The organism is Selenomonas sp. ND2010, from assembly GCF_000702005.1.
Taxonomy (GTDB): Bacteria; Bacillota; Negativicutes; order Selenomonadales; family Selenomonadaceae; genus Selenomonas_A.
In genome coordinates this window covers 43,192-69,107 of sequence record NZ_JNKI01000009.1, presented here as the reverse complement: position 1 = coordinate 69,107, position 25,916 = coordinate 43,192, and the positions used below count along the sequence as shown (strand labels likewise).

Sequence of the window (25,916 nt, the reverse complement as noted above, 5' to 3'; positions counted from 1 at the left end):
TTCCTACCTTTCTATTGGTTCAATCACAATACGACCTTCTTTTATGGAAGCTCGTTCTGCCCGTTCAGTTTTTTCCATCTCATCCGGTGACCGGGCAATGAGATTGGAGATGCGAATCTGCGTCGGCATCAGATGATCCGCAATGATAAAAGCTGTACTGTCTCCAAATGCCCCCGCATGCACCATGCCGCGGCAAGTACCACGGATATCAATGCTGCCTCCCGCAATAATCTGCGCGCCGGGATTTACATTGCCACAAACCATGACCGAGCTTTCCGTCCGGATTTCCTGTCCTCCCCGCAGGGTGCGGTTGACGACGACCATTTCCTGAACTTTCTCTTTCTCGGCCTTTGCCTTTTTTACCGCTTCCTGATGCTGCTTGCTTTCCTCCCGCACCTTTTCCGACGGAGTCTGCTGCTCCGCCGCTTTCATGGTCCGGCAAATCAAGCCATGCTCGTGGAATAACTTCTGTAAGTTTCCACGCTCCTCTTCGGTAAACGCATCATTGGGAAGAAGTACCAACGTTCCACGCAGGAAAAAACCTGTCCCAGAGACAAGTTTGTCTTCAATATCCTGGCGAACATCATCAAAGGTAGCACCATCTGCGAAACTAAGCTGCAGACCGGACTTACTGCCCTTGATCTTTACAATTTCTTCACTCATGGCTGCCCTCACTTCTAAAAAATTTTATCTTCATCTGCCAATACCAATATTGCGACAGAATCGATTACGGATTTTGCTGCTGTGCAGGCTTCTGCTGGTTGATACCAAATGCCGCTTCCAGAATCTTGCGGCCAATCGGTACGGCGGATTGGGCACCAAAACCACCCTGCTCTACAATAACGGCTACGACGATATTCGGGTTGTCGAAAGGTCCATAGGCAACGAACCAGCCATGGTCTCTGCCATGGGAATTCTCCGCCGTACCCGTCTTACCAGCAATATCGATAGTAAAGCCTTGGAACGACGAAGCCGCCGTACCATACTTCGTAACATCGTGGAGACCATCCTGAACCAGCTTGATGACATTGGGATCAACGTCCAGCGTCGACAGAAGTTCCGGTTGGAATTCTTTGATGACCTTGCCATCCGGCCCCACAATGCGCTTGACGACATGCGGACGATACCGCTTCCCATCGGCAGCGATCTCTCCCATAACCATAGCGGCCTGCAAAGGCGTTACCAGATTGAAGCCCTGACCGATTGCCGCATCAAACGTCTCGGACAAATACCATTCGCCGTCTTCAAAGTTCAATTCCTTATAACGGCGATTAGCCACCAGCCCCGAGGCTTCATAAGGAAGGTCGACCCCTGTCGTTTTGCCCAAGCCAAACATTCGCGCGTATTTTTCCAGTCGATCAATGCCTAGACGATTTCCCATCTCATAGAAATAGACATTATCCGAATGAGCCATTGCCTGCCGGAAGTTGATAAGGCCCAAGGCCTCACCTTCCGAGTTTCCCTTGGGGATAATCCAATGACGGCCAGTATCGTTGATGAGCTCTTCCGGTGATACTACCCCTTCCGTAAGCGCCGCAGTACCGGTAACAATTTTAAAAGTCGACCCTGGCGGATATTCACCGGAAATCGCCTTATTGTCCATCGGATGGTAGGGATTATTGTTCAGCGCATTCCAATCCTTGTTGGAAATACCATGCGCAAACAGATTCGGATCAAAAGCCGGCCGGCTTACGATGGCCAAAATCTCGCCCGTCTGTGGATTTAGCGCAACAGCAGCTGCCGCATGAGCATTGATCGCCTTGAGCTGCTCATCGACGGCTTTTTCCGCAGCTGCCTGCAAGTTTTTATCGATAGTAAGATAGAGATCATCACCAGGAATCGGATCCTTTTTGCCCAGGATCTCTACAGGACGGCCGGATACATCCACTTCGACCTGCTGGCCACCATTTTCTCCACGAAGTTCCTTGTCGTAGACTTTTTCCAAGCCGAACTTGCCTATGATGTCGCCGGTCTTATACCCGTCGTCTTTCATCTTCTCTAGTTCCGTATCATTGATTTCACTGACATACCCGTAAGTATGTGCTGCCTCCTGCTTATTCATGTAGTCACGAATCGGCAGAACTTCGATGACAACTCCCGGATAATTTTCTTTCTGCTCTTCAATGATGGTAACGATATCCGGTGTGACATCTGCTTTGATGCGAATCGGATCAAAACCACTATGCATTGCGATTTTTTTCTTAATGTCCGCCACCGGTACCTTTATGAGTTCTGACAAACGCTCAATGACATCCTCAGAAATCGGTGCCGTAAGCGGCAGCAAGGAGACCGTAAAGCCCGGACGATTCTGTACCAAAAGTTCTCCATTGCAATCATAAAAAGTTCCTCGCGGAGCCATCGAGGGGATAATACGGATGCGATTGCCTTCGGCAAGCTCCGAATAATATTCTCCCTGATAAATCTGCAGGTAACCTGCCCGCCCGATGAGTACGGCAATGACCAGCACGCAAAGCCAGCCCAGGACTTTTAATCTGCCGCCAAATTCATCATTTTCGACCAAGAATTATCTCTCCCATAACGAAAGGCACCCCGCAAGGTGCCTTAATCAGTGTTTTTCTTTTTTGCTGAGCTTCTTATCCAAGGCATAGGCAAGACGATGCACAGGATAGGCAAAAGCCAGCTGATAGATGAGCATCGGAACCAGCATAGATTCCATATTGCCCACCAGATTAAAGCGATACCCTAATAATACCATAAGCAACGCCAAAATAAAATAGTTTGCCACAATTGCTGCTACCGATGCAAATACCGGCAGGAAAAACTGCTCCTTGAATACCCGGTCAGAAAATCGTCCAAAGAACATGCCAATCAAGAGCTGCGAAAAAGCATGAACGCCCAAAAACGTTCCCATCGCCAAGTCTTGTAATAACCCCGTAGCGAATCCCATCAGTCCTCCATACCGCATCCCACGCAAGAACGCGTAGGAAACCGTAAGTAGCAGCATGAGATCTGGTCCAATTCCACGGTAGGCAATAAGCGTCAGTAGAGACGATTGCACCACATAAAGCAGAACGACAAAAATCGCTAGTCTTCCAAACTTATTCATTTCTGACTCTCCCCAGCTGCCGCAGCCTTTGCCTCAGCAGCCTGTGCAGCCGGATCCGTCTCCGTCCCGGGCGTCTGTGCCGGTGGTTTCATTGGTTCCGGAGGAGCTTCACGGGAAGCTGTGATTACCATGACGTCTTCCAATTTTTGGAAATCTACCGCGGTCTCCAATAGACCGATTTTCAGCAGTCCGCCAGCATCATTTTCAATGGAAGAAATTCGTCCGACAACGATTCCCTTGGGATAGATGCCACCGAATCCTGACGTTACAATGACATCGCCTTCTGCTACATCTGCATTCTTTGCAATATTCACCATTTGCGGCATCATCGGGTTATTCGTGTCACCTTGAACGATTCCGGCTACCCGTGATTCAGCCCGCTGTACGATGGTTCCCACCGAAGAACGCGGATCCAAAATCAGCTGGACCTTCGACGTATTCCAATCGGCCTCGACAATATGCCCCACCAAGCCATCCGAAGTCACGACAACCATATCGACAGCAATGCCATCCTTCTGGCCCCGATTGATTACAATCATCCGTGACCAGGTTGCCGACTCACGGCCGATAACCCTGGCAGCGACCAAGTCAAATTGAGTGGTCATCTGACGATAGCCCAACAGCGTCCGCAATCGCTCATTTTCGGCCATCGCTTCGCTTGCCTCAAGGTTCTGTATGCGAAGCTGCTCCACTTCATTGCGCAACAGTTTATTCTGTTCATGCGCCGTAGCAATATCCCAGACCGTGCTGGTCACGTAGTCCAACTGTCCGCCGATCCATGACACCGCCTGCTGAAACGGCGACAGCACCAACGCCACTGCCTGGCTGTTTGCTGTTGCCTGAAAGCGCCCCTTAGCAGCAAAGAAAATGATGCAGAACAAGCTCACAATGACAAACAGCACAGCCCATGTCTTGCGATGCGGATTCTTATCTTTTCTTACTCTACTGCTCATTGTCTCAACTTCTTCGAGGTCATTACTACACGTTTCAAGAGCTCAATATTCTCCAAGGATTTACCCGTACCTTCACCGACACAGGAGAGCGCATCTTCCGATACCAGAACCGGCATTCCCGTTTCCTGGGACAGGAGCTTATCAAGGTTCGTCAGCAGTGCACCACCGCCCGTCATCATGATGCCATGATCCATGACGTCTGCAGCAAGTTCAGGCGGAGTTTTCTCCAGCGTTCCCTTGACGGCATCGATAATCTTGTAAATCGGCTCATTGAGCGCATCACGAATCTCCCGAGCCTGAATCGTCAGGGTTTTCGGCAGGCCACTAACCAAATCGCGGCCACGGATATCCATTGTCTTGTCCGTATCCGGCGTAACGATAGCCGTGCCGATGCTGATTTTGATTTCCTCAGCCGTACGCTCACCAATCATGAGATTGTACATGCGCTTGATATATTGCACAATCGCAGAATCCATCTCATCGCCACCGATGCGGATGGAACGACTCGTAACAATACCGCCCAGCGAGATAACAGCAATCTCTGTCGTACCGCCGCCGATATCGACCACCATGCTTCCCGTCGCTTCCTCAACCGGAAGGCCTGCACCAATTGCCGCTGCCATCGGCTCCTCAATCAGGTAGGCTTCGCGAGCGCCTGCCTGCTGGGCGGCATCGATAACCGCACGCTTCTCCACTTCCGTAACACCGGAAGGAACACCAACGACAACGCGCGGACGAACAAAGGATTTCGAATTCATTGCCTTGCGGATGAAGTATTTCAGCATGGCCTGCGTTACATCAAAATCGGCAATAACGCCGTCTTTCATCGGGCGAATTGCAATGATGTTGCCCGGCGTACGGCCAATCATCTGCTTAGCTTCCTCACCGACAGCCAACACATCGCCCGTATCACTCTTAATGGCAACAACCGACGGCTCACGCAGGACAATACCTCTGCCTTTTACATGCACCAAGGTATTTGCCGTACCAAGGTCAATGCCCATATCGTGAGATAAACCACCAAAAAGACTCCACATTTTACCGAAAAACTCCCTTCGAAATAAAAACAAGCCAATACGATATCGCACCGGCGAAATTTACAACATAAAATAAAAAAACAGCACTCTTATTGTAGCACAAATCATAGGAGTTTGTAACGGAAAAATTCCAGAAATAACAATTTTCTCCTACGACATTAACCCCTTGTCTTTCAGGCTGACATACCGGTTGCGCCCAATGATAACATGATCCAGGACAGGGATATCCATGATTTTCCCCGCTTTGACTAACCGCGCTGTCACAGCGATATCTTCATGACTGGGCGTAGGATCGCCACTCGGGTGATTGTGCAGCAATATCATGGAAGCTGCGGCGTAGTCTACCGCCGTTCGGAACACTTCACGCGGATGCACCACCGAAGCCTGCAAGCTTCCCACGGAAACATCATGCAGTCCCAAAATATGATTTTTGGTATTCAGCAGCATAACCGCAAAATGCTCCCGTTGTTCAAACCGGAACCTGGGCATGGCAAAATGCGCCACATCCTCGGGGCCATTTACCACTTCTACGCATTCAGCCTCCAGCATCGACAAGCGCCGGCCAAGCTCCACCGCCGCCAGGATAGTAGCGGCTTTCGCCTGCCCTACGCCATGAATTGCCGCTAGCTCTGCCGCAGGAATATGGGCAATGGCCAATAGTCCCCGCTCTTTGTAATACGCCAAGACTTCCTCGGCAATCCGAAGGACTGACTTCTCCCTCGTCCCCGTGCGAAGCAGTACTGCCAATAGCTCTGTATTGCTAAGGCCCGCTGCTCCAGCCGCCAATAGTTTTTCCCGAGGACGTTCTTTAACGGGTAAATCCCTCACCATGATTGTCATACAAATCAACGCCTGCCTTTCTAGCAAGCTGTGTGACTGCATGTAACGGCAAGCCAACCACATTGGAGTATGAGCCCTCGATTTTCTCGATAAAACGCGCCGCTATTCCCTGAACCGCATAAGCCCCTGCCTTATCCAGTGGCTCACCGGTCTCGACATAACGGGAAATCTCCTCTTGGGACATCGCACCGAAAGTGACTTTCGTGGTCACTACATCCGTATAGATCTCACCCTTTACCACCATGGCTATACCGGTAGATACCTGATGAGTCCGTCCCGAAAAGTTCTCCAACATGCGGCAAGCCTCATTCTTATCACACGGCTTCCCATACGTATGCCCGTCAAGCGAAACCACCGTATCTGCCCCCAATACCGGCTTTTCCGGATATTCGGCAGCCACAGCCTTCGCCTTCGCCACGGCATTAATTCTCACCAGTTCTTCCGGCTCGAGCCGATCACTGCTTTCCTCCGCAGCATCACTTACCGAGACCACAAAACTGGCTCCCACTTGTTCCAGAAGTTCCTTTCTACGCGGTGAACCAGACGCCAAAATAATCATGACTTTCCCCTCTCAATAGCGGCGAAATAGTACAATTGCCAGAACAATTCCGAAAATACTCATGAGATTCGGGGCAAATGCCAACCCCAGTGTTAACTGAATCACATAGAGATTAATGGTAAAGGGCTTCACATCGAAAACAGGATACGTCGCCACCAAATACGGCATTAATCCCGAAAGTGCATCCACATTCATCAACAGCTGGCCAATAATTCCTCCCAGAATCGCACCTACCACTACAAATAGGAAGCATATTCCCGAACTGCGTCCACTAAACTTTGCCAAAAGGACCCCTCCAAACCATTATCATCCTTACTATTCTTGTCCTACTCCCGGATTCCTGCCCGCCAAGGCAAAATCCAAACAAAAAAAGTTGCGGAATTTGATTCCGCAACTTTCATCAGCAGATTAAATCAAGTACCGGATATAAACATACACCGTTGACAGTACAATCGTCAAGAGCATGATAGGAAATCCGATTTTAAAATAATTGATAAAGGTAATTTTTACCCCGCGTTCCGCCGCTAAACCAGCCACAATGAGGTTAGCAGAAGCGCCTACCAATGTTCCATTGCCGCCCAGGCAGGCTCCCAGCGCCAAGCTCCACCAAATAGGTTCGAGGTTGCTAACCCCCATATTTCCCATATCCTGAATAAGCGGAATCATGGTAGCGACAAACGGGATATTATCCAATACAGAGGACACCAGCGCACTGAGCCACAAAACCAGCAACGAAGTTTTCGTTACATCGCCGCCCGTAAGCTCTACGGCCTGTTTGGCCAAACTGCCGATAATACCCGTTTCGATGAGGCCGCCAACAGCGATAAACAGACCGATGAAGAAGAAGATGGTAGCCCACTCTACCGACTTCATCGTCTTTTCGACCAGATGATGGCTCCCACCCGCCAAAAGGAGCAGCAGGAAACCGCCAGCCAGCGCAATCATCGAAGATTCGATATGGGTAATCGAATGGGTAAAGAAGCCCAGAATGACCAGCGTCAGCACAAACAACGAACGAACCAAAAGGCCACGGTCTTTAAGGGATTTTTTCTCATCCATCTGCATGAGTTCAGCCTGCAGTTCCGGTTTCGTATTCATCTTGTTGCGATAAATGACCTCCACCAGGAAAATTACCACCACCAGATTGATAAGGGCAATCGGTGCCAAATTCTCAATAAACGCCATAAAGGTCAATTCTTTTATCGCACTGCCAATCATAATATTCGGCGGATCACCAATAAGCGTTGCTGTACCACCAACATTCGATGCAATGATCTGCGTCAGCAGAAACGGAATCGGATTGATGTGCAGCTTCTGCGTGATGCTAAAGGTAACTGGCACCATCAGCAAAACGGTCGTAACATTATCAAGGAACGCCGAAAAAACAGCCGTAATGAGACCAAGATATACCAAAATGCGTTTTGGTTCCGCCTTCGCTACTTTTGCCGCCTTGATAGCAACGTAGTCAAACAATCCCGTATGGCTTGTCACCCCGACCAACACCATCATACCGACCAGCAAGCCCAGCGTGTTGAAATCCACATGATGCAAAGCAGTTTCCTGGCTCATGATGCCTAACAAAACCATCAGTGTTGCACCAAGCATAGCGGCAACCGTACGGTGTATCTTTTCCGATACAATCACCACATACATCAAAATAAAAATAATACCTGCTAAAACTTCCATTTTATGCCTCCTTTTTGCCTTGACAATTCCACAGGCTTCCGAAAAAAATAGACGGAGCCCGTGGTGACCAGACTCCGCCAAGATTCAAATTCAATTGCAGGAATATCTTACCATACCAAAGACAAAAATAGCAAGACCATCCCCACGATTTATAGCATGACCACGGTATTTTTCCCTACGGTGCGCTTCGCCTCATACAAAGCCCGGTCTACTCGACGGCAAAGGCTGTCTACGGTATCTTCCGGGTGCGCCGTAACCACCCCAATGCTAGTCGTTACCTTCCCACCATCCGTCAAGATATCCAAGTCAGCAACTTTCCGACGGATGCGTTCCGCGACCTCCCGCAAGTTTTCTTGATCCATATCATAGAACACCACAAAGAATTCGTCACCGCCCCATCTCCCTGGAGCATCATCATCCTTGCGGGTCGAAGCACGCAGGATATCCGCAATCGCCTTGATGGTCGCATCTCCCGCCGCATGGCCATACGTGTCGTTGATTCCCTTGAAATCATCGACATCCATCATGAGTATCGAGAGCGGATGGGCATTGAGCGCTGCAGCCTTCATCATGCGTCGCAGCCGCAATTCCGTCTCCCCGCGGTTGTATAGACCTGTCAAGCGATCAAGCTGTGCCAAGCGCTTCAACTTAGAATTCGACGCCTCCAGTTCCTGCGTAGTCGTCTCGATAAAATGCACCAAATGCGCCATAATGGATCGATGTTTCTTGAGTTTTGGCGGCGTCACCACCAACGGCGGATTCACACCAGTCTTGAGTCCCTCACGCATCCCAATCGTTACCAGCGTCATGTTGGATACCATGATTTCGCCATTCTGAATGCGCATGAACTCTCCATAGGCATAAAATCCAGAGGACGGGGCCAAATCCCGCGTAATGGATAATTCCTGTTCCGTATCGCTGCCTAATAGCATCCAGCGCGCTACACAGCTTACAACAAAAATTGCTTCCGGCTGAAACGACGCCAGCTTCCCCTGCAATACCAGGGCGTTCTCGATAATATCCCCCGGATCGCCATAAGCCAGGCGCACTTCCTCTCCTTGACGAATATCTGCGCCAAACATGATGCCGCCATCTTCGCGGCACCGGCGTGGGTGACGCGCCAAAACCACGCCATGACGCTCAAAATAAAACGGGAAAGTCAGCGCTTCGACCAAGAATTTTTCATCGTTTGCGATCCCCAAATATCGGTTGAAGATATCCAATGCCGGCTGTCCATCCAATTCCTGCAGGCAATATTCTCCATCCATCTTGGTAACCGTCATGCTGCGCCCCAACGGTTTCCAGCCAAAACTCGAGCTAGCTTCCACATGAAGCTTATCCCCACTGAAAACCGCTACTGCTACGCCATGGCGAAGATTCGTATTCTGAGCAAAAACCATTCCATTTTGCCCCAAGCTTCCATCATCAGCCAAACCACCAAAGAAAACAATCTCTTCCCTTGATTTTGAAGCTTCTCGGAAGAACGGATTGATATCGAGATGGAACCCCGCCGAAATTACCTCAACCGCTGCCACGTTTTTGTCCGCATTTAATATCGCCAACAAATCCTTACCAGCCTGTTCACTGGACATCTGCCGGAAATCGTAAGACATGACTCGAACTTCCGAGCATTCAAACAAGGTAAAATTGACTACAATATTATGCTCGATTAAACGTCCATTTACAATTTCTCCTGTAGATACGGCACCAACAATCTGCGCTTCTGGAAACGAGGCCGAAATTGTCCGCTGCATCTCCATCAACATTCGCTCATTTGCCGTATCCATGAAAATAGAGACCATCACACAGGATACCCGGCGCATGGACCGGGCTTCTTGTTTTACTTTTTCAATACAGTCCTGAAGTTCCTGACGCTTTTGAATCGAAAAAGGAATCTGTTTCATTTTATTTCAACCCTTAACCAGTAACAAAAACACTTACTTTATTTACTCGCAAATATATGATACGTCACTATCATATTACCGTTTAAAGTCTGGATTAGCAAGCTGTTTTTCCCCATTCCCTCATCGATAGTTCCTTCTGTGCCTATGGAAAAAGCTCGAATACAACGAGGCATCCGGGCTTCTGAAAACACTTGCTGACTTTAACACTTATAATACAAAAAACTCCGAGGACCCCTCGGAGCAATAATCCTTTGGTGCGTCAGGAGGGATTCGAACCCCCGACCCACGGCTTAGAAGGCCGTTGCTCTATCCAACTGAGCTACTGACGCAATAAAATAATGGTCGGGATGACAGGATTCGAACCTGCGACATCCTGCTCCCAAAGCAGGCGCGCTACCAAACTGCGCTACATCCCGTAGACCACTTGTATAGTATATCCAAAACTGCCCTTCTTGTCAACGATTATTTAAATTTTATTTCCTTTTCCCAGAACCAAGTTGACAATATTACAGTTAAATGATACTGTTTAATTTAATAATGTAATAAATTTGTTTTTGAGGTGAGTACGCATGATTAAAGAAGCCATTGAAAAAATAGTCAGTAAAAAAGATCTTTCCTATCAGGAAGCCTATACCGTCATGAACGAAATCATGAATGGGGAAACGTCTCAAATTCAAAATGCTGCCTATCTTTCCGCACTCTCAACGAAAAGCACCAAAGCAGAAACCATTGAAGAAATATCCGGATCTGCAGCAGCTATGCGTGACCATGCCCTAAAGGTTCCCCACGATATGGATGTCCTGGATATTGTCGGCACTGGTGGGGATCATGCGCACAGCATCAATATCTCCACTACAGCAGCGATGATTATCGCTGCCGCTGGTATCAAAGTTGCCAAGCATGGCAACCGGGCTGCCTCTTCCCAATGTGGTGCCGCAGATTGCCTTGAAGCACTAGGCATCAATCTAGACCAACCACCAGAAAAAGCTGTGCAGGAATTAAAGGAAATCGGTCTCTGCTTCATGTTCGCCCAGAAATATCACAGCTCCATGAAATACGTCGGAGCCATTCGCAAAGAATTGGGCATCCGCACGGTTTTTAACATTTTGGGTCCCCTGACCAATCCAGCCCATCCGACTCATATGATTTTAGGCGTTTATGACGAATACCTTCTCGAACCACTCGCCAAAGTCATGTTATCCTTGGGCGTAAAAACTGGCATGGTTATCTACGGTCAAGATTGCCTGGATGAATTTTCCTTAAGTGCTCCCACCAGCGTCTGTGAATTCCGCAATGGCTGGTTCCGCCGCTACGAAGTTACACCAGAAGAATTCGGCTTTGCCCGTTGCCAAAAAACCGACATTCGCGGTGGTTCCCCAGCTGAAAACGCCCAAGTAACCCTGGACATCTTAACTGGCGCTACTGGTCCGAAAACCGACATCGTGCTGTTAAATGCCGGTGCTGCTATCTACGTTGGTGGAAAAGCCGACAGCATAAAGGCTGGCATCGAAAAAGCTCGTGAACTCATCGCTTCCGGCGCTGCAAGGAAAAAACTAGAAGAATTCCGTCAGCTTTCCAATGCCTGAATAACGAAAGAGGCTATGACAAAAGCGTTTGCATTTGTCATAGCCTCTTCTTATTCCAATTCTCGACGATTCATCTCGCGAAGGAGTTCAATAGCGCCCTTTCCAATTCCCGTTTCACGAGCTGTTTCCTCTACCGAATAACCGCTCAACAGTAAAGCCCTCGCCTTAGCAGCATTCTGGGACATCCCCTCTTCCTGCTCTTCTTGAGGGGCAGCTGACGTGTCTTCCAAATCCGCCTCAACCTCAGCCACACGATGGTTCATTGCTTCAGCCAAGCCAGCAGCCTGATGTTCACCCATTACATGCGAAGCATGAACTTCCTGCTCCTCGCGCTCAATGGACTTTTGCAAAACAGCGGCAAAATCCTGCGCATCGACACGTTCAACGGACGCAACTGGATGCTGCATCAATGGCGGCTGCTGCACTGCTACAGCCGGCGTCATTGTCGCGGGAGACATCATCGGCATAACTGGCGGATTCTGCCAGCGCACGGAAAGCTCCTGTGCTGTCTGCTTAGCAGTCAGAATTTGTTCATCGAGCTGCCGTCCCTGTTGCTCCAGCGACATTGCAAGTTGACGAGCCTCCGCTAGCTGCGCCTCCAGCTCACGATTGCGAACTTCAGCCTGCTGCAAGAGCTGTTCCAGATGGCTGATATGACTTCCCATCCGTTTAATTACCGCATCTGCCGACCGTTCAATTTCGGCTTTAAGCTGATTCGCAGAATCTACCAATTCATCCTCATCCCAAGAATTTTGCTGCCGCTTAGAAAGCCATCTAGCCCCCATTACTAGGATAAAACCAATTATAATAAGTGAACCTAACGTATTGACCATATTGGAAAAAAATGCCTCCTAAAAGCTGATATCCAAAAGATTTCCCCTTGAGGGATCCTTAGCATATTTCACAGGTTCCGGTGCATTTTCTTCTTCCTGAGAACTTGCCCGATGCTGTGAGGCAGCTCCCTGCCCCCCTTGTTTTTGCTGGCGTTCCGGGTCATCCTTGATACGACCATCTTCCGGATTGTCCTTTGCCCGTACCTGTTCTTGTTTCAGCTTGTCGTCTTCTTTTTGTTGAATTGCCTGAAAATCAGACTGCATGGCATTAGCCTGATTGAGATTATGCTGTACCTGCGCCGCATCGGCAGCACGCGGAACCATCATCTGCAGGCTCATCGGCGTTATATCCATGGGAATCCTTCTTTCTCAATCCATCGCCACTGACATCCGCTTAATACGGACCAATATCCACACGATCATTTTTCACCGAAAGCGTCGCTCGCTTGATTTCCGACTGTACATTCATCATAACCGAATTAATGGATATCCTTACCCCAGGATAGACGGTATCGCTGACGCGAATCTTACCATTCTGCATCATATTAAGCTCTGCCTCAATCGCCAAAATCTCTTTTTCGTCGCGCTTGATCTTACCCGCCAAAGGAAATTGAGACCGCGTAAGCGCATTGATCTGATTGATGCGCTCTTGTGGCAGCCGGCTAATATCAATCTTTCCTAAAGTATTCAGCATCTGCGTAATTTGTTTGAGACGCTGTTTCGATTCCTTATATTCCTGACAGAGTTCACGATAACGTTTCTGAAGCTGTGGATTAACTCCCACGGCCATACGAGTTACTACAAAGGCCGTATTGCCAATAATTTTGCAACGAATCTCTTCACCGGCCTCCATCAGTCCGCCCGTAACCATTCCTCGCTTATCTTCGAGAAAAATACGCTTCCCTGCACTGATATTCGAATGAAGGGCCACATCCTGGATATAAATATCCCGATCGCTTTCAATCACAGCATTTTCCGCAAAAGCAGCACGGATATCCTCCCGTGCCTTGACTTTACCGCGGTTCATTCCGTTTATGCCGCCCTTGATATAGACGTTACGACCCTCGACGTCACCGCCACTGATCATACCACCAATCTCGATATCACCAGTAGCCTTGACGACAAATCCCGCTTCAACATTACCTTTGATTTCCACACTGCCGATGAAATCGATATTTCCAGTCCCCACACCAACACTGCCTTGAATCAGCAAATGCGGATCGATCGTAATCTTCTTACCACTATCAACGATCTGACCATCTATCGAGGCAATCAGCTCATTTTCACCGGTAATCTCCGTATTCTTCCCCTGTGGAATAGGGATGGGTTTTCCGTTTTTCGCTGGCACTTCCATGCCATAAACATCACGGCCAGCCTCTCCTTCCGTCTGAGGAATACGTACCGCCAATAGGTCTCCCTTCTTAGCTAGTACAAAGAGATTCATGTCTTTGAAATCCACACGGTCATACTGGTCAACCTTTGGACGTCCTTTAACGCCCAAATCAAAATGTCGCTCAATCCGCGCATTTTCCCCATTTTTCGGTGGCTTCCCCCTGGCTGCAACAAAGGGGTTCAAACTCTCCACACCAACACGAATCGCTTCATCATCAATGCCAAAAACGATATTGTGCTCGGACAATGCAGCTCGCACGTTTTCCACCGATGGCAACTTCTTGCCCATCTTCGTGTCATAGCGAATCGTTACCGTCATGCGGTCTCGACTGACGTCGACAATAATGCCAGCTTCAGTCTCTAGTCCATTCTCTTCCTGAGTGATTTCATCCGCCGAATCCGACAAATTTGCCGCTTCCTCCGACGATATATAACAGTCTGCTAATTTCTTCGACTCTCCTGAAGCCTCTCGTACAATCTGTGAAAGCGTGATGATGTCATAATCGACAACACCATTATCATGCAGAATCTGGCGGATATCCGAAAGTTCAAATAAAAGGCCATCAGCAGCATCAGGATAAATCGTCAAATAGACACCATCTTCCCGAAATTCACACAGGTAGCCTGCTTCTTTGCTGCCTACTGCCGGGCGCAATGTCTGGTCATCCATGATACGTCCCCCCCAGGCTGAAAATCGCTATACCAAGCTTGCCTTCATGCGAGCCAAGTAACCGCGTAGACGAAAAACTGCTTTTGTATGCAGCTGCGATATTCTGGCCTCGGATAATTGAAGGATCAAACTGATTTCTTTCAAAGTCATTTCTTCGTAGTAGTAAAGTGCTACAACCTTTTTCTCTTTTTCCGGCAGCCGGTCTATCGCCGCTGCCAAGGTATCCCTAAGTTCGGCCTTTTCCAGCCGTTCTGTCGGACCTTCCTCACTTGATGCCGGAGTATCTGTCCGCAGATAATCATCTAGTGGAATCACAGTGGCTACACTGATTTGACTCTCCAGGCTTTGCAATTCTTTTGCACTTACCCCTAGCTCTTCCGCTAACTCTTCATCATTTGCAGGACGTCCCAGACGGTTTTCCAGTTCATAAACCGTCTGCTCATAGCGACGGATTTTTTGCCGTATCGCCACCGGCAGCCAATCCTTGGACCGTAAATAATCGAGCATCGCGCCTCGAATTCGAACACCAGCGTAGGTCTCAAATTTATTTTTCCGTTCCATGTCATAACGATCGATTGCATCAAGCAAGCCAAAAAATCCACTTGAAAGCAAATCATCCCGGTCAACATGGGACGGAAGACTGATTGCCAAACGCCCTGCCACCATCTTTACCAGCGGAAGATAGTGCTCTGCCAGCTGGTTGCGAAGCTCTATTGATTTATTGTCCAAATAACTATGCCAAAGGGAAGTAATATCGGCCAAATTTTCATCTTGGTTCTGTCCCCTAGAATCCATTGGAACGACCTCCTCCCATCATAAGTAATAACGATTCGATATTCATTGATTGAGAACAGGAGCTGCGCCATCAATGATCCGATGGCGCCTCCATATGTTTGAGGTTATTTGATGTTAGCGGCTGAAAATCCGCATTTTCTTCATCACTTGTTTGCATTTCCGCCGACTGGTTTGCCGCTTCTGCAGCCGAAGCTTCATCCTCAGCTTCGTATTCCTCTGGACTTTTTGGTTCCTCCTCTTCCGGATTTTCCGGAAGTTCCAGATTTCTATCGAAGCCTACCAGCTCTTTCGCTTCCAAAACAAAAGCCACCAGCCAAACGACGGCACCAGCAACCAGAAAGCCTATCAGACTGCGGAGCAGCACCGTCATCAGGCGTACGTCACTGACTAATCCCGCTAACGCAATAACCATAGCGGAAATAAATGCAAAAACTAACGACATCCCTAATTTGAACAAGCTGCTTCACCTACTAATTGCATAAACATGATTAAATTTCTTTTTCACCTTTATCAATGGTCTTCACTTTATAGACACCATCTTCCATATTGATGGAAACCGTGCGTCCATATGTGCCTCCTGTATCCTCAGCAATCAACCGGATATTAAGATCTTTGAGGATTTTCTTAGCGGCTTCAGCATTGCGTGCACCCACTCGCATGATATCCGTCGCATTCGCAAAAGCAAACATCTGCGCTCCACCAGCAATTTTCGCTACTAATCTGGAACGGGATGCCCCTAACGCCAATACATCCTTGAGCATCAGCGGAAGTCCTGTATCTGCAAACTTTGCTGGATTGTCGGTTGGACGCGCCTGCGTACTATCCGGCAACATGATGTGCAGAAGGCCTCCTACTTTAGCCTGCGGATCATACAGAGAAATGCCAATACAGGAGCCGAGACCATAGCTGATGATTGTGGACGGCGCCTGGCCTACTTTATAATCAGCCATGCCGACTCGGATAAGATCTGCCATTTTACTCAACTCCCACCGCGTCAATAATCGTATTCAAGGAACCCGGATCCGGAACCAGGAAAAACTGACCATTGATTCCATCGTCCTCGGAAAGGAATTCCGTCTCAATAACCAGAGCCTGGTCACCCATCTGCCCCAACTGAGCCAATACAACATTCAGGATTGCCCCTGCCATATCCATCGCTAAAGCTGGAATAGATGGAAGCATCGTAATCTTTGTGAACGTGAAAAATGCATTCAAGTAAGCACCGGATAAAATGTTGCCGATTTCCATGAGCGCAGACTCATCCATAAAATCAAGACTTGTCGTCGAGCCATGCGGCTTGCCCATTAGCGTGTCAACCAAATAGAAAGCACTTTTCTGTGGAAGCAGAAACAAAATATTGCTCGGTGCCTTCCCGTATACACGCAAAAAGATACCAACAACTACAGCATCCGGTCCACCAACCAAATCTGGTACAGCTTCCAACGGAACCAACGCCACTTTCGGCACATTCATGTCAATTCGGCGATTGATTACCTGCGACAGAGCCGTGGCTGAGTTGCCGGCACCAACATTGCCGATTTCCCGCAGAGCGTCAAGCTGGTTCGCGGAAAGATTCAATTCATCTGTCATAGTTGGACCCCTCTTTTTACAGGAATGGGACGTGCCTAGGCACGCCCTATTACCCTGATATACTCAAATTATTTGCCGTCACCAACATTGCCGATAATCTCTTCGAGATTCAGCATGATAATCAAACGACCATCAACATTACCAATACCACTGAGGAAACGGGATCCGCTCTTATCATTGATTGCCTTTTTCGTATCTACCGGCTTACTATCAATGGTCAGGACTTCCGTTACGGCATCGACCAACATTCCGACATGAAGGTCATCGATATTCACGGTTACAATGCGCGTATCATCCGTATATGGAGTCTCCGCTAAACCAAGACGTTTCTTCAAGTCAATAACCGGCAGCACGGAACCGCGGAGATTGATAACCCCCTTGATGAAGTCAGCGGAAAAGGGAACGCGCGTAATATCCGTAAGGTTGCGAATCTCCTGGACATTCAGGATGCTCACACCATACTCCTCGTCGCGAAGTTTGAAGGCTACGACCTGTCTGCCTTCATCCATCTCATTCATATTCTCTTCATTTGCCATCTCAGCTACCTCCTCTTACTGCTGCATCATCGTAGCGACATCCAGGATCAAAGCTACACGGCCATCGCCAAGAACTGTCGCACCGGAGAACATCTTGAGACCTGCAAACAGGTTGCCAAGCGTCTTGATAACGATTTCCTGCTGTCCAATCAGATTGTCAACCACAATACCTGCTTTAGCCTCGCCGGCATGGACAACTACGACAAAAATTTCATCCGAATCCTTGACGTGCGGTACCTGCAACGTCTCTTCCATGCGAATGATCGGGATGATTTCCCCACGCAGAACAATAACTTCCTTATTCCTTACTGTTTTAATATCCTCTGGCTGGATGTTAATCGTACTATCAATCGACCCAAGAGGAATTGCATACATCTCTTCCTGTACCTTGACCAGCATAGCCTGAATAATAGCCAGCGTCAGCGGCAGTTTGATCTTGAATACCGAGCCCTCATCGACCTTAGTCTCAACATCGACATGTCCAGAAAGCGATTCAATTTTGCTGCGGACAACGTCCATACCTACGCCACGGCCAGAAATATCGGTAATCTGCTCTGCCGTTGAGAAGCCCGGCAGGAAAATCAGACGAACTGCATCTGCATCATCGAGCTTATCCGCCTCTTCCTGGGTAATCATGCCCTTTTCAACCGCTTTTTTGCGAATCTTTTCCGCCGGAATACCTGCACCATCATCGGTAACCATGATAACCACATTGTTACCTTCATGACGGGCAATAAGTCCAACCTCACCAGTACGAGGTTTGCCTTTTGCTTCACGATCGTCCGGGTGCTCAACACCATGATCCAAGGAATTGCGCAGCAGATGCATAATCGGGTCGCCGATTTCATCGATAACCGTACGGTCGAGCTCTGTTTCCTCACCTTCGATGGTAAGGTTGATTTCTTTATTGAGCTCCTTCGAAACATCGCGTACCATGCGCGGGAACCGGTTGAACACTGCACTTACCGGCACCATGCGGACCTTCATGACGATATTCTGCAGATCAGTCGTTACACGATCCATCTGTTCCAGGGTTTCCGTAAGTTCAGCCAAACGATGGGTCTGACCAATCTGTTCCAAACGAACTTTATTGATAACCAGCTCACCCATGAGGTTCATCAGCGTATCGAGTTTATCAATATCAACGCGGACAGACTGACTCTGATGTGCTTTTTTCGGTGCAGCTGGCTTAGCTGGCGCCTTTTTCGCAGCAGGCGATTTTGCAGGGGCTGGTTTAGCGGCTGGTGCAGCGGCCGGAGCCGGAGCAGCTTTTTTCTCCTCAGCTGCCGGTTTTGCCGCAGCCGGTGCATCTGGATCGACGAGCTCAACAACGAGCTTGTCAATTTCCGAAATGCTGCTCAACGCTTCTTCTACTGCCTTGGTATCAGATGCCGTTACTACCAGGACATCAAACGTATGATCAAATTTTTCCTGTTCCAGTGCTTCAGCCGGCGGAACCGATTTGATTACATCACCAAGTTCGTCCAAAGCATTCATAACCATATAGGAACGTGCCGATTTCAACAGGCAGGTTTCTGACAGCGTGACCTGAACATGAACGCCCAGGAGGCCGCCTTCCTTAGCCTGGCGGAGTACATCGCGGTCCACATCGGAAAGTGCAATGCCTGCACTCGGTGCGGCAGCTGTATTTTCAGCAGCTGGTGCTGCCGGCGCAGCAGCCGGGGCTGGTTCCCCTTTGGAAATTGCACTGAGTTTTGCCACCAAATCGGAAACATCAACCACGTCTTCCGATTCCCCATCGGCAACGCTGTTAATCATCTGTTCCAGGGAATCCAAACATTTAAACAGCGTATCAATGATGTCCTCATCCAGCTTTAACTGCTCTTTACGAATCAGGTCAAGAACATCTTCCATTTCATGCGTGAGTTCGGCAATCTTATTGTATCCCATGGTTGCCGACATACCTTTCAGCGTATGTGCATTACGGAAAATATCATTGACAACTGACACATCCTCTGAATTTTCTTCCAAACTCAGCAAGCCCTCATTCAAAGACTGTAAATGTTCATGTGATTCATCCAAAAACATTTCCATATACTGATTTGTTTCCATTTGTATTCCCCCTATATCCTTTCTATCTCTTTACAGCCTCGACGATTGCCCCAGCAATATCCTGCAAGGGGCGGATCTCATCAGCAAGTCCTGCATCAACCACCGCTTTGGGCATACCATAAACCACACAGGTGGGTTCATCCTGCGCGATACTGTAGCCTCCGGAAGCTTTGATTTTCTTCATACCCTCACAGCCATCCGAGCCCATACCTGTCATAATGACAGCTACCAGCTTATGGCCTAACGGTGCCACGGAATCGTACATTACATTTACCGCTGGGCGATGATTTCCCACACGCGCTTCTTGACTTAACTTAATCCTGCGTATCCCGCCATCGTCCTTGACCCGCAAATGAAAATCTCCCGGCGCAATATATACATGACCAGCCCGAATCTCCTCACCATCCTCAGCTTCCTTAACCGAAATCTGAGCAATCGAATTCAATCGGTCAGCCAACGCCTTAGTAAATCCAGCCGGCATATGCTGGACAACCACGACCCCGCAGGGAAGATTTCCCGGCAGACGCGTGATTACATTTTGCAGTGCTTGCGGACCACCTGTGGAGGTCCCAATCACTACCAGTTTATTGGAGCGGCCAGCATTTCCCACCATAATGGGCGAAGGTCTCCCGATAGAAGCTGGCACACTACTTCGGCTTTGCAAGAGTGGATTGCTTCTCTTGTTGCCGAAAACGGACTTCTTCACTGCCGGTTCAACCACGGGAGTACTCCCCAGCTTCAGTCCCTGACGCTTTGGCATCTCCACCCGTTTCATAACGGGAGCTCCCGGATGTCCAGCTGACTTCTCTACCGTTTGAGCAGCCAAGGGCATTTTCTGCACCCTCGCTCTTGCTGCCGCACGGCATTTTTGCAGGATTTCCTGCTCAATGCTGTCGATTCGCGAAATCGAACCACCAGCCTTGCTGATAAAGTCAACAGCCCCCAGGCCCAAAGCTCGAACCGTTGCGTCCGTTCCCTTCTGAGTCAAACTACTAAGCATAACCACAGGGATGGGGCACTCTTCCATAATGATTGCCAACGCCTCCAGCCCATCCATTATCGGCATATTGACGTCAAGCGTCAATAAATCCGGTTGCAGCTGCTTTACCTTGCTGACTGCTTCACGGCCATTCATCGCCGTTCCCAAAACCTCAAAATCCGGTTGTTTCCGAAATAAATCGGCTAAAACTTGGCGCATGAACGCTGAATCATCAGCAATTAAGACACGAATCATTCTGATCACCCCATTTAGTGGTTCATCATTCGTCATCCTTTTTGATGCCCTTGGCTATTATTTTCCGTTGAACATCAAATAAGTAGTGAACGAGCTTATTGCTCACCTCACGCGAAAGATGTTGGAACGATGCACCGATATGATAAACCGTTGTACCGTCTTCGCGGGAAATCGGCGTGCAACGAACAACCAAACTCATTTGTTCCACTGGTCCAACCCCAGGGATATTTTCCAGCGATAAAGCAGCCTTCGTTCCCGGCTTGACTTCCTGCTCCAGCGCAAAACAAATGCCATTGCCACTAAGATCGACAATTCTTGCCGTAACTGGCGGCTTAATCGTGCCATCTGCATCAATAAGCCGCACTCCTACCAGAAGATTTACCTTCACTCGAACAAACTCACGATTTTGATAACGCTCAACCTGTTCCGGCCAAGAAATATGCCATACCGGAATCCGCGCATCCATGCGATCTGTCTTATGGAAGGTAGTAAAAAAGCGATAACGGCACTGCCGTCCTACCGCCAATGCGTAGAGCTTCTCTCCAGTCCGTGGGATAATCGGCACGCGTTTGACGCTCATTGGCATTGCCACGATAAGCTCATCTTCCGTTAGTTCTTCGATCCGGCTTGCATAGCGTTCTTCACTGTCTTCGACAAAAAACTCTACGCGCTGGCCAATCTTTAAGACTTCCCTTGCTTTTATTAATTCGCCCGCCATAATGAAGTTCCTCCATGTTTAACGCGAAAAATCAAAAATTTGTCGCAAAAATCCCTTCCAACCTCTTTTTACTTTCATCCTGCTTCCGTAAAGAACGCTGTTAGCCATAGCCTGGATACAACGTGCAGCCACACTCCCCGGCTGTGCCGCCAAAAAAGGGGTTTGCCTTCTCACAGAACGCATTACCGCTGTGTCTTCAAAAATATATCCCAGACAATCAATCGGCATATTCAAAAATCTTTCGGATGTCTGTTGCAATTTAGCCACCACTTCACGGCTCTCCGCTTCATCGTAAACACGATTTACCACCAGGCGAAGATTTTGCTGCGTTGCATACATACTATAGGCCTTCATGACCGCATAAGCATCCGTCAACGCCGTTGGTTCCGGCGTCGTGACCAATAACACTTCATCCGCAGCCAAGATAAAATCCATGACATTTTTCCCCAGACCAGCACCCGTGTCAATCAATATTATATCAGCCAGCTGACCACAGCGGGAAAGTTTCTGCATAAGCCGCTGTCGTTCCTCATAGGTGAAATCCGCCGCCTTTTCGATTCCCGAACCACCGGAAATATAGTTGACACCATACGGACCATGCATCAAGACATCTTCAAGCTCTGTACCATCCTCAAGCAGGTTGAGCAAATGTTTTTTTGACCGGCTGCCTAAAATGACATCGACATTTGCCATTCCCAAATCAGCGTCAAGCACTAATACCCGTTGACCAGCCATCCCCAAAGCAATGGCCATATTCACGGTCAAGTTGGTCTTGCCAACGCCTCCTTTGCCACTGGTTACAGCAATAACTCTTGCCCCCAAAAGGCTGCCAGACTGCAGATTCAAATTATCACTGCTATGGGATACACTATATTCTGTTTTTCCGCCAACTAATCGGCGAAGACTCTGAGCCTGATCTCCCATATTATTCCCTCAATAACAGTTCAGCCAATTTTCGGGGCGTTGCTGGAACAATATCATCCGGTACACTCTGCCCATTTGTCAAAAATGACAAGGCAATCTCTTTTTGTGCCAACAGATTCAGGATCAATCCAACACTGCTGGTTTCATCCGCCTTGGTGAAGATAACACGGTCTGGATTACAAACCGAGAACTTATCCAAGATTTCTGCTGCATCGCGATTTTTGGTTGTTGCACTCATTACCAGATGACGTTCAATATGGGAATTTACCGCCAGAAAATCCTGCAGCTCTTTCATCTGATAATCATTATGCTGACTTCGGCCAGCCGTATCGATCAAAATCAAGTCCTTATCCCGATGTTTATGGATTGCCACTTTGAGTTCATCCGGGGTATAGACAATCTCCAGCGGCAAACCTATAATATCCGAATATGTCTTCAACTGGTCAACAGCTGAAATACGATAGGTATCCGCAGTGATCAACGCCGCCTTGATATTTTTCTCCAACACAAATCTCGCCGCAATTTTTGCCAGTGTTGTCGTTTTGCCAACACCAGTAGCACCAATCAAAGCAACGATGCGAACGCCGTGCTTATTGAGCGCGATTCCCTCAGAAAAATTCATGGTCTTCCCCAGGTAATCGGCCAACACCTCTGGCGCTTTTGCATCTAACCGATCCAAAAGCGTATCCCCGGCAGGGACTGAAGCGGCCATATCTTTTACGATATCTTCATCTACTTCTTGAAGCCGTAATGCCTCCTGTATGGAAACTTTTCCTTTCGGCTGTTCCTTTCCCATCACCTGCGCCAACATTGCCTTCATCTGAGCCAGTTCATCTTCTAGTTTTTGGATTTTTTCTGTATCTTCCGGATTCGATGTCGTCGCTGCTATACCAATCTGTGCCATATCTTGTACTTCATCCTTTTGCTCTTTCTCATGAACTGACGTTTCTCTCCTGGCCACCCCGTAATCAGCTGCGGGAAAAGCCTGGGCAGGCTGCATCGGCTGTACTGGTGATATATGCCCAAAATTTGGGGCAGGAATTGGCGATTCTGCCATCTTTACCCCCGTTTCCGTACCATTTGTTTTATATTGCGAGAGAACCGAGGACGGCATAACCGGCGAAGCCGGCGAAACAATATCCAAGGTACTGCCACTAGCGGCTGTCTTCGGCTTCATTGTCACATTGCGTTTTGCTCGTTTTTTCAGGGCTGCATCGTCCTGGTCTTCAATCGCTGCTGTCACTTCTACGACCTCCGTGCTATGATATCCCAAGAAACCGCCTTCCCGATATTTTTTGGTATGGAGTATGACGGCATCAGGCCCAAGTTCTTCTTTAACCTGCTGCATTGCTTCTTTCATTGTTGGTGCTTTGACTACTTTTATTTGCACTTAGATCTTCACCACCCCAAGGATCTGAATTTCGACACTCTGTTCAATCTCGGCCTGCGACAAAACAATCAATCCCGGCACAGAGCGCTCTACCAATTTGCGGAAATACAAACGAACCGCCGGGCTTGTCAGTACAATCGGCTGATAGCCCATATTGGTAAGCTTCGGCAGCTCATTATTCAGCGCATTGACAAGATTCTGCAACGAATCCGGATCCAGGCTGACATACGAACCATGATCTGTGCGCTGCACGCCGCCAGCAATACGATTCTCCAAAGCAGGATCCAAGGTAATGCAAGGCAGGGTTCCATTTTGCACATTCTGCTGCGTAATTTGACGAGCCATTGCATGTCGAACATACTCGGTAAGAATTTCTGTATCTTTGGTAGCCCGGGCATAATCAGACAAGACCTCAAGAATGGTCGCCATATCACGAATCGAGATGCGCTCACGCAGCAAATTGGCCAAAACCTTCTGGATTTCGCCTACACTCATGAGATCTGGTACGACTTCGTCCACCAACGCCTGATTGGATTTCTTGAGATTGTCGATAAGATTCTGGGTTTCCTGACGTCCCAGGATTTCATCAGCATGCTGCTTGATGACCTCCGTTAAATGTGTTGCCAGAACCGACACCGCATCGACTACGGTATACCCATTGAGTTCGGCCTGTTCGCGTTCGTTCTCAGGAATCCAGAGTGCCGGCAAGCCAAAGGCTGGTTCCGTTGTCTCAATACCAGGAACCTCTTCAAATACTGTACCAGAGTTCATCGCCAAATAATGGTCTAACATCAACTCGCCCTTTGCAATTTCAATTCCCTTTAGCTTAATAATATAGGCATTGGGCTTGATCTGAATGTTATCGCGAATGCGAATCGTCGGCACGACAAGTCCAAGTTCTAACGCACACTGACGGCGAATCATAACGATACGGTCGAGCAAGTCACCACCCTGTCCAGTGTCAACCAGCGGAATCAACGAGTAACCGATCTCCAATTCCATCGGATCTACCTGAAGTAAGGAAACAATGTTTTCCGGCGTCGTCGCCTTCTTCTTTTCCTGTACCTTTTTTTCTTCCTTCTGCGTTTCTGCCTTCACCTCAGTTCCCTGTCGTAAGAGCCGGCCAATAAACAAGCAGGCAATCGACAAAGTCAAAAACGGAATTCCCGGCAAACCAGGAATAACGGCAAAGAACAATAAGACTCCCGTCAAAATGAAAAAGATACGATCATTGCGGAACAGCTGTCCCACCATATCACTGCCGATGTTGCCTTCGGCACCAGCGCGTGTGACAATAAGACCAGTTGCCGTCGAAATCAGCAATGCCGGAATCTGGCTGACCAAGCCCTCACCTACGGTCAGCAGCGTATACGTCTGTAATGCCTGCGCAGCATCCAGATTCCGCTGCATCATGCCAATGATAAAACCACCGGCAATATTGATGAACATGATGAGAATTGCCGCAATGGCATCACCTTTTACAAACTTGGAAGCACCGTCCATCGCGCCAAAGAAATCTGCCTCATGCTGAATCTTCTCGCGCCGAATCTTAGCCTCGGCATCAGTAATTGCGCCCTGATTGAGATCCGCGTCAATCGACATCTGTTTACCTGGCATAGCATCGAGGGTGAATCGTGCCGATACCTCTGCGACACGCTCCGAACCCTTCGTGATAACGATAAAGTTGATGGCAACCAAGATAACGAACATGATAAAACCGACAACCGGATTACCACCGACAACGAAGTTACCAAATGCCGTAATAACTTCACCGGCATAACCATCCAACAGGATGAGTCGCGTAGATGAAATGTTGAGTGCCAACCGGAATAATGTCGTGATAAGCAACAAGGATGGGAATATCGATAAGTCCAATGCCTCCTTGTTATAAATAACTGCCATCACCAACAGCAAAGCGATCGTGATGTTCAAGCAAATCAACATATCCAGCAGCAGCGTCGGCAGCGGAATAATCATCATGACAACGATCGTAATGATAGCCACCGCGATCATTACGTCACTGTATTTTTGAATAAAACTGCCCTGTCCAAAGACATTGGAAGGTGCAGCTGCCTGTGGTGCAGCCATAAACGACTCTCCTTATATCAAATCAACTGAAAAACAAATGG

25 protein-coding genes and 2 tRNA genes are annotated in these 25,916 nt (G+C 48.5%); 1 reads left to right on the top strand and 26 read right to left on the bottom strand.

Going from position 1 to position 25,916, the window contains the following annotated elements; all coding sequences use genetic code 11:
* Positions 1 to 3 precede the first annotated feature (3 nt).
* From minC to T504_RS0104625, 12 genes are all read right to left on the bottom strand, one after another.
* Complete coding sequence (gene minC / locus T504_RS0104680; protein ID WP_033169903.1) at positions 4 to 663, bottom strand: septum site-determining protein MinC; 660 nt, start codon at positions 661 to 663, stop codon at positions 4 to 6.
* Between the two features lie 64 nt (positions 664 to 727).
* Positions 728 to 2,521 carry a penicillin-binding protein 2 gene (gene mrdA, locus T504_RS0104675; protein WP_033169902.1) on the bottom strand — a complete coding sequence of 598 codons (1,794 nt, stop codon included), beginning with the start codon at positions 2,519 to 2,521 and terminating at the stop codon, positions 728 to 730.
* A gap of 45 nt (positions 2,522 to 2,566) precedes the next feature.
* Positions 2,567 to 3,067, bottom strand: coding sequence for a rod shape-determining protein MreD (mreD, locus tag T504_RS0104670; protein WP_033169901.1), 501 nt, complete (start codon positions 3,065 to 3,067; stop codon positions 2,567 to 2,569).
* Positions 3,064 to 4,020: a rod shape-determining protein MreC gene (gene mreC, locus T504_RS0104665; protein ID WP_033169900.1), complete on the bottom strand. Its 957-nt coding sequence runs from the start codon at positions 4,018 to 4,020 to the stop codon at positions 3,064 to 3,066. Before mreC ends, mreD begins: the two co-directional genes overlap by 4 nt.
* The gene (locus T504_RS0104660) at positions 4,017 to 5,057 is read right to left on the bottom strand and encodes a rod shape-determining protein (protein WP_033169899.1); all 1,041 of its coding nucleotides are present in this window, start codon (positions 5,055 to 5,057) and stop codon (positions 4,017 to 4,019) included. The genes mreC and T504_RS0104660 overlap by 4 nt, the downstream gene beginning before the upstream one ends.
* Before the next feature lie 150 nt (positions 5,058 to 5,207).
* Positions 5,208 to 5,897, bottom strand: coding sequence for a RadC family protein (gene radC, locus T504_RS0104655; RefSeq protein WP_033169898.1), 690 nt, complete (start codon positions 5,895 to 5,897; stop codon positions 5,208 to 5,210).
* Positions 5,866 to 6,456, bottom strand: a complete 591-nt coding sequence (locus T504_RS0104650) for a Maf family protein (RefSeq protein ID WP_033169897.1) — start codon at positions 6,454 to 6,456, stop codon at positions 5,866 to 5,868. Before T504_RS0104650 ends, radC begins: the two co-directional genes overlap by 32 nt.
* A gap of 12 nt (positions 6,457 to 6,468) precedes the next feature.
* Positions 6,469 to 6,741, bottom strand: coding sequence for a DUF4321 domain-containing protein (locus T504_RS0104645; protein WP_033169896.1), 273 nt, complete (start codon positions 6,739 to 6,741; stop codon positions 6,469 to 6,471).
* 123 nt (positions 6,742 to 6,864) lie between these two features.
* Entirely contained in the window at positions 6,865 to 8,142 is a 1,278-nt protein-coding gene (locus T504_RS0104640; protein ID WP_033169895.1) for an ArsB/NhaD family transporter, read from the bottom strand.
* Positions 8,143 to 8,291: 149 nt separating this feature from the next.
* Positions 8,292 to 10,046, bottom strand: a complete 1,755-nt coding sequence (locus T504_RS0104635) for a sensor domain-containing diguanylate cyclase (RefSeq protein ID WP_051635208.1) — start codon at positions 10,044 to 10,046, stop codon at positions 8,292 to 8,294.
* Positions 10,047 to 10,298: 252 nt separating this feature from the next.
* Positions 10,299 to 10,375: transfer RNA gene (locus T504_RS0104630), tRNA-Arg, on the bottom strand.
* A 10-nt stretch (positions 10,376 to 10,385) separates the two neighbouring features.
* Positions 10,386 to 10,462, bottom strand: a tRNA-Pro gene (locus T504_RS0104625).
* Between the two features lie 153 nt (positions 10,463 to 10,615).
* On the opposite strand from T504_RS0104625, the gene trpD reads away from it, so the two are divergent.
* Entirely contained in the window at positions 10,616 to 11,632 is a 1,017-nt protein-coding gene (gene trpD / locus T504_RS0104620) for an anthranilate phosphoribosyltransferase (RefSeq protein ID WP_033169894.1), read from the top strand.
* Between the two features lie 50 nt (positions 11,633 to 11,682).
* Here trpD and T504_RS0104615 read toward each other — a convergent pair whose 3' ends face one another.
* From T504_RS0104615 to flhA, 14 genes are all read right to left on the bottom strand, one after another.
* Positions 11,683 to 12,465 carry a hypothetical protein gene (locus T504_RS0104615; RefSeq protein WP_033169893.1) on the bottom strand — a complete coding sequence of 261 codons (783 nt, stop codon included), beginning with the start codon at positions 12,463 to 12,465 and terminating at the stop codon, positions 11,683 to 11,685.
* An 18-nt stretch (positions 12,466 to 12,483) separates the two neighbouring features.
* Positions 12,484 to 12,819: a hypothetical protein gene (locus T504_RS0104610; RefSeq protein WP_033169892.1), complete on the bottom strand. Its 336-nt coding sequence runs from the start codon at positions 12,817 to 12,819 to the stop codon at positions 12,484 to 12,486.
* A 40-nt stretch (positions 12,820 to 12,859) separates the two neighbouring features.
* Entirely contained in the window at positions 12,860 to 14,527 is a 1,668-nt protein-coding gene (locus T504_RS0104605; RefSeq protein ID WP_033169891.1) for a DUF342 domain-containing protein, read from the bottom strand.
* Positions 14,528 to 14,554: 27 nt separating this feature from the next.
* Entirely contained in the window at positions 14,555 to 15,322 is a 768-nt protein-coding gene (locus tag T504_RS0104600; RefSeq protein ID WP_051635207.1) for a FliA/WhiG family RNA polymerase sigma factor, read from the bottom strand.
* A gap of 70 nt (positions 15,323 to 15,392) precedes the next feature.
* Positions 15,393 to 15,779: a hypothetical protein gene (locus tag T504_RS13815; protein ID WP_072022704.1), complete on the bottom strand. Its 387-nt coding sequence runs from the start codon at positions 15,777 to 15,779 to the stop codon at positions 15,393 to 15,395.
* A 31-nt stretch (positions 15,780 to 15,810) separates the two neighbouring features.
* Positions 15,811 to 16,296 (bottom strand): chemotaxis protein CheD, encoded by a 486-nt coding sequence (locus T504_RS0104590; RefSeq protein ID WP_033169890.1) that lies wholly within the window; start codon positions 16,294 to 16,296, stop codon positions 15,811 to 15,813.
* 1 nt (position 16,297) lies between these two features.
* The gene (locus tag T504_RS0104585) at positions 16,298 to 16,912 is read right to left on the bottom strand and encodes a chemotaxis protein CheC (protein WP_033169889.1); all 615 of its coding nucleotides are present in this window, start codon (positions 16,910 to 16,912) and stop codon (positions 16,298 to 16,300) included.
* Between the two features lie 68 nt (positions 16,913 to 16,980).
* Complete coding sequence (locus T504_RS0104580) at positions 16,981 to 17,448, bottom strand: chemotaxis protein CheW (protein WP_033169888.1); 468 nt, start codon at positions 17,446 to 17,448, stop codon at positions 16,981 to 16,983.
* Between the two features lie 15 nt (positions 17,449 to 17,463).
* A complete protein-coding gene (locus T504_RS0104575) occupies positions 17,464 to 19,521 on the bottom strand; it encodes a chemotaxis protein CheA (RefSeq protein ID WP_033169887.1) in 2,058 nt (685 codons plus the stop codon).
* A 22-nt stretch (positions 19,522 to 19,543) separates the two neighbouring features.
* Positions 19,544 to 20,755, bottom strand: a complete 1,212-nt coding sequence (locus tag T504_RS0104570; protein WP_033169886.1) for a protein-glutamate methylesterase/protein-glutamine glutaminase — start codon at positions 20,753 to 20,755, stop codon at positions 19,544 to 19,546.
* A gap of 25 nt (positions 20,756 to 20,780) precedes the next feature.
* Positions 20,781 to 21,473 (bottom strand): flagellar brake protein, encoded by a 693-nt coding sequence (locus tag T504_RS0104565; RefSeq protein WP_033169885.1) that lies wholly within the window; start codon positions 21,471 to 21,473, stop codon positions 20,781 to 20,783.
* 18 nt (positions 21,474 to 21,491) lie between these two features.
* Positions 21,492 to 22,397 (bottom strand): MinD/ParA family protein, encoded by a 906-nt coding sequence (locus T504_RS0104560; protein WP_033169884.1) that lies wholly within the window; start codon positions 22,395 to 22,397, stop codon positions 21,492 to 21,494.
* A gap of 1 nt (position 22,398) precedes the next feature.
* Positions 22,399 to 23,787: a flagellar biosynthesis protein FlhF gene (gene flhF, locus T504_RS0104555; RefSeq protein ID WP_033169883.1), complete on the bottom strand. Its 1,389-nt coding sequence runs from the start codon at positions 23,785 to 23,787 to the stop codon at positions 22,399 to 22,401.
* Entirely contained in the window at positions 23,788 to 25,875 is a 2,088-nt protein-coding gene (gene flhA, locus T504_RS0104550) for a flagellar biosynthesis protein FlhA (protein WP_033169882.1), read from the bottom strand.
* Positions 25,876 to 25,916: the final 41 nt, after the last annotated feature.

Excerpts from the sequence above, each read along its gene's own strand:
- minC (WP_033169903.1), bottom strand. The coding sequence starts at position 663 with ATGAGTGAAGAAATTGTAAAGATCAAGGGCAGTAAGTCCGGTCTGCAG.
- mreD (WP_033169901.1), bottom strand. The coding sequence starts at position 3,067 with ATGAATAAGTTTGGAAGACTAGCGATTTTTGTCGTTCTGCTTTATGTG.
- mreC (WP_033169900.1), bottom strand. The coding sequence starts at position 4,020 with ATGAGCAGTAGAGTAAGAAAAGATAAGAATCCGCATCGCAAGACATGG.
- T504_RS0104660 (WP_033169899.1), bottom strand. The coding sequence starts at position 5,057 with ATGTGGAGTCTTTTTGGTGGTTTATCTCACGATATGGGCATTGACCTT.
- radC (WP_033169898.1), bottom strand. The coding sequence starts at position 5,897 with ATGACAATCATGGTGAGGGATTTACCCGTTAAAGAACGTCCTCGGGAA.
- T504_RS0104650 (WP_033169897.1), bottom strand. The coding sequence starts at position 6,456 with ATGATTATTTTGGCGTCTGGTTCACCGCGTAGAAAGGAACTTCTGGAA.
- T504_RS0104640 (WP_033169895.1), bottom strand. The coding sequence starts at position 8,142 with ATGGAAGTTTTAGCAGGTATTATTTTTATTTTGATGTATGTGGTGATT.
- T504_RS0104635 (WP_051635208.1), bottom strand. The coding sequence starts at position 10,046 with ATGAAACAGATTCCTTTTTCGATTCAAAAGCGTCAGGAACTTCAGGAC.
- trpD (WP_033169894.1), top strand. The coding sequence starts at position 10,616 with ATGATTAAAGAAGCCATTGAAAAAATAGTCAGTAAAAAAGATCTTTCC.
- T504_RS0104615 (WP_033169893.1), bottom strand. The coding sequence starts at position 12,465 with ATGGTCAATACGTTAGGTTCACTTATTATAATTGGTTTTATCCTAGTA.
- T504_RS0104610 (WP_033169892.1), bottom strand. The coding sequence starts at position 12,819 with ATGGATATAACGCCGATGAGCCTGCAGATGATGGTTCCGCGTGCTGCC.
- T504_RS0104605 (WP_033169891.1), bottom strand. The coding sequence starts at position 14,527 with ATGGATGACCAGACATTGCGCCCGGCAGTAGGCAGCAAAGAAGCAGGC.
- T504_RS0104600 (WP_051635207.1), bottom strand. The coding sequence starts at position 15,322 with ATGGATTCTAGGGGACAGAACCAAGATGAAAATTTGGCCGATATTACT.
- T504_RS0104590 (WP_033169890.1), bottom strand. The coding sequence starts at position 16,296 with ATGGCAGATCTTATCCGAGTCGGCATGGCTGATTATAAAGTAGGCCAG.
- T504_RS0104585 (WP_033169889.1), bottom strand. The coding sequence starts at position 16,912 with ATGACAGATGAATTGAATCTTTCCGCGAACCAGCTTGACGCTCTGCGG.
- T504_RS0104580 (WP_033169888.1), bottom strand. The coding sequence starts at position 17,448 with ATGGCAAATGAAGAGAATATGAATGAGATGGATGAAGGCAGACAGGTC.
- T504_RS0104575 (WP_033169887.1), bottom strand. The coding sequence starts at position 19,521 with ATGGAAACAAATCAGTATATGGAAATGTTTTTGGATGAATCACATGAA.
- T504_RS0104570 (WP_033169886.1), bottom strand. The coding sequence starts at position 20,755 with ATGATTCGTGTCTTAATTGCTGATGATTCAGCGTTCATGCGCCAAGTT.
- T504_RS0104565 (WP_033169885.1), bottom strand. The coding sequence starts at position 21,473 with ATGGCGGGCGAATTAATAAAAGCAAGGGAAGTCTTAAAGATTGGCCAG.
- T504_RS0104560 (WP_033169884.1), bottom strand. The coding sequence starts at position 22,397 with ATGGGAGATCAGGCTCAGAGTCTTCGCCGATTAGTTGGCGGAAAAACA.
- flhA (WP_033169882.1), bottom strand. The coding sequence starts at position 25,875 with ATGGCTGCACCACAGGCAGCTGCACCTTCCAATGTCTTTGGACAGGGC.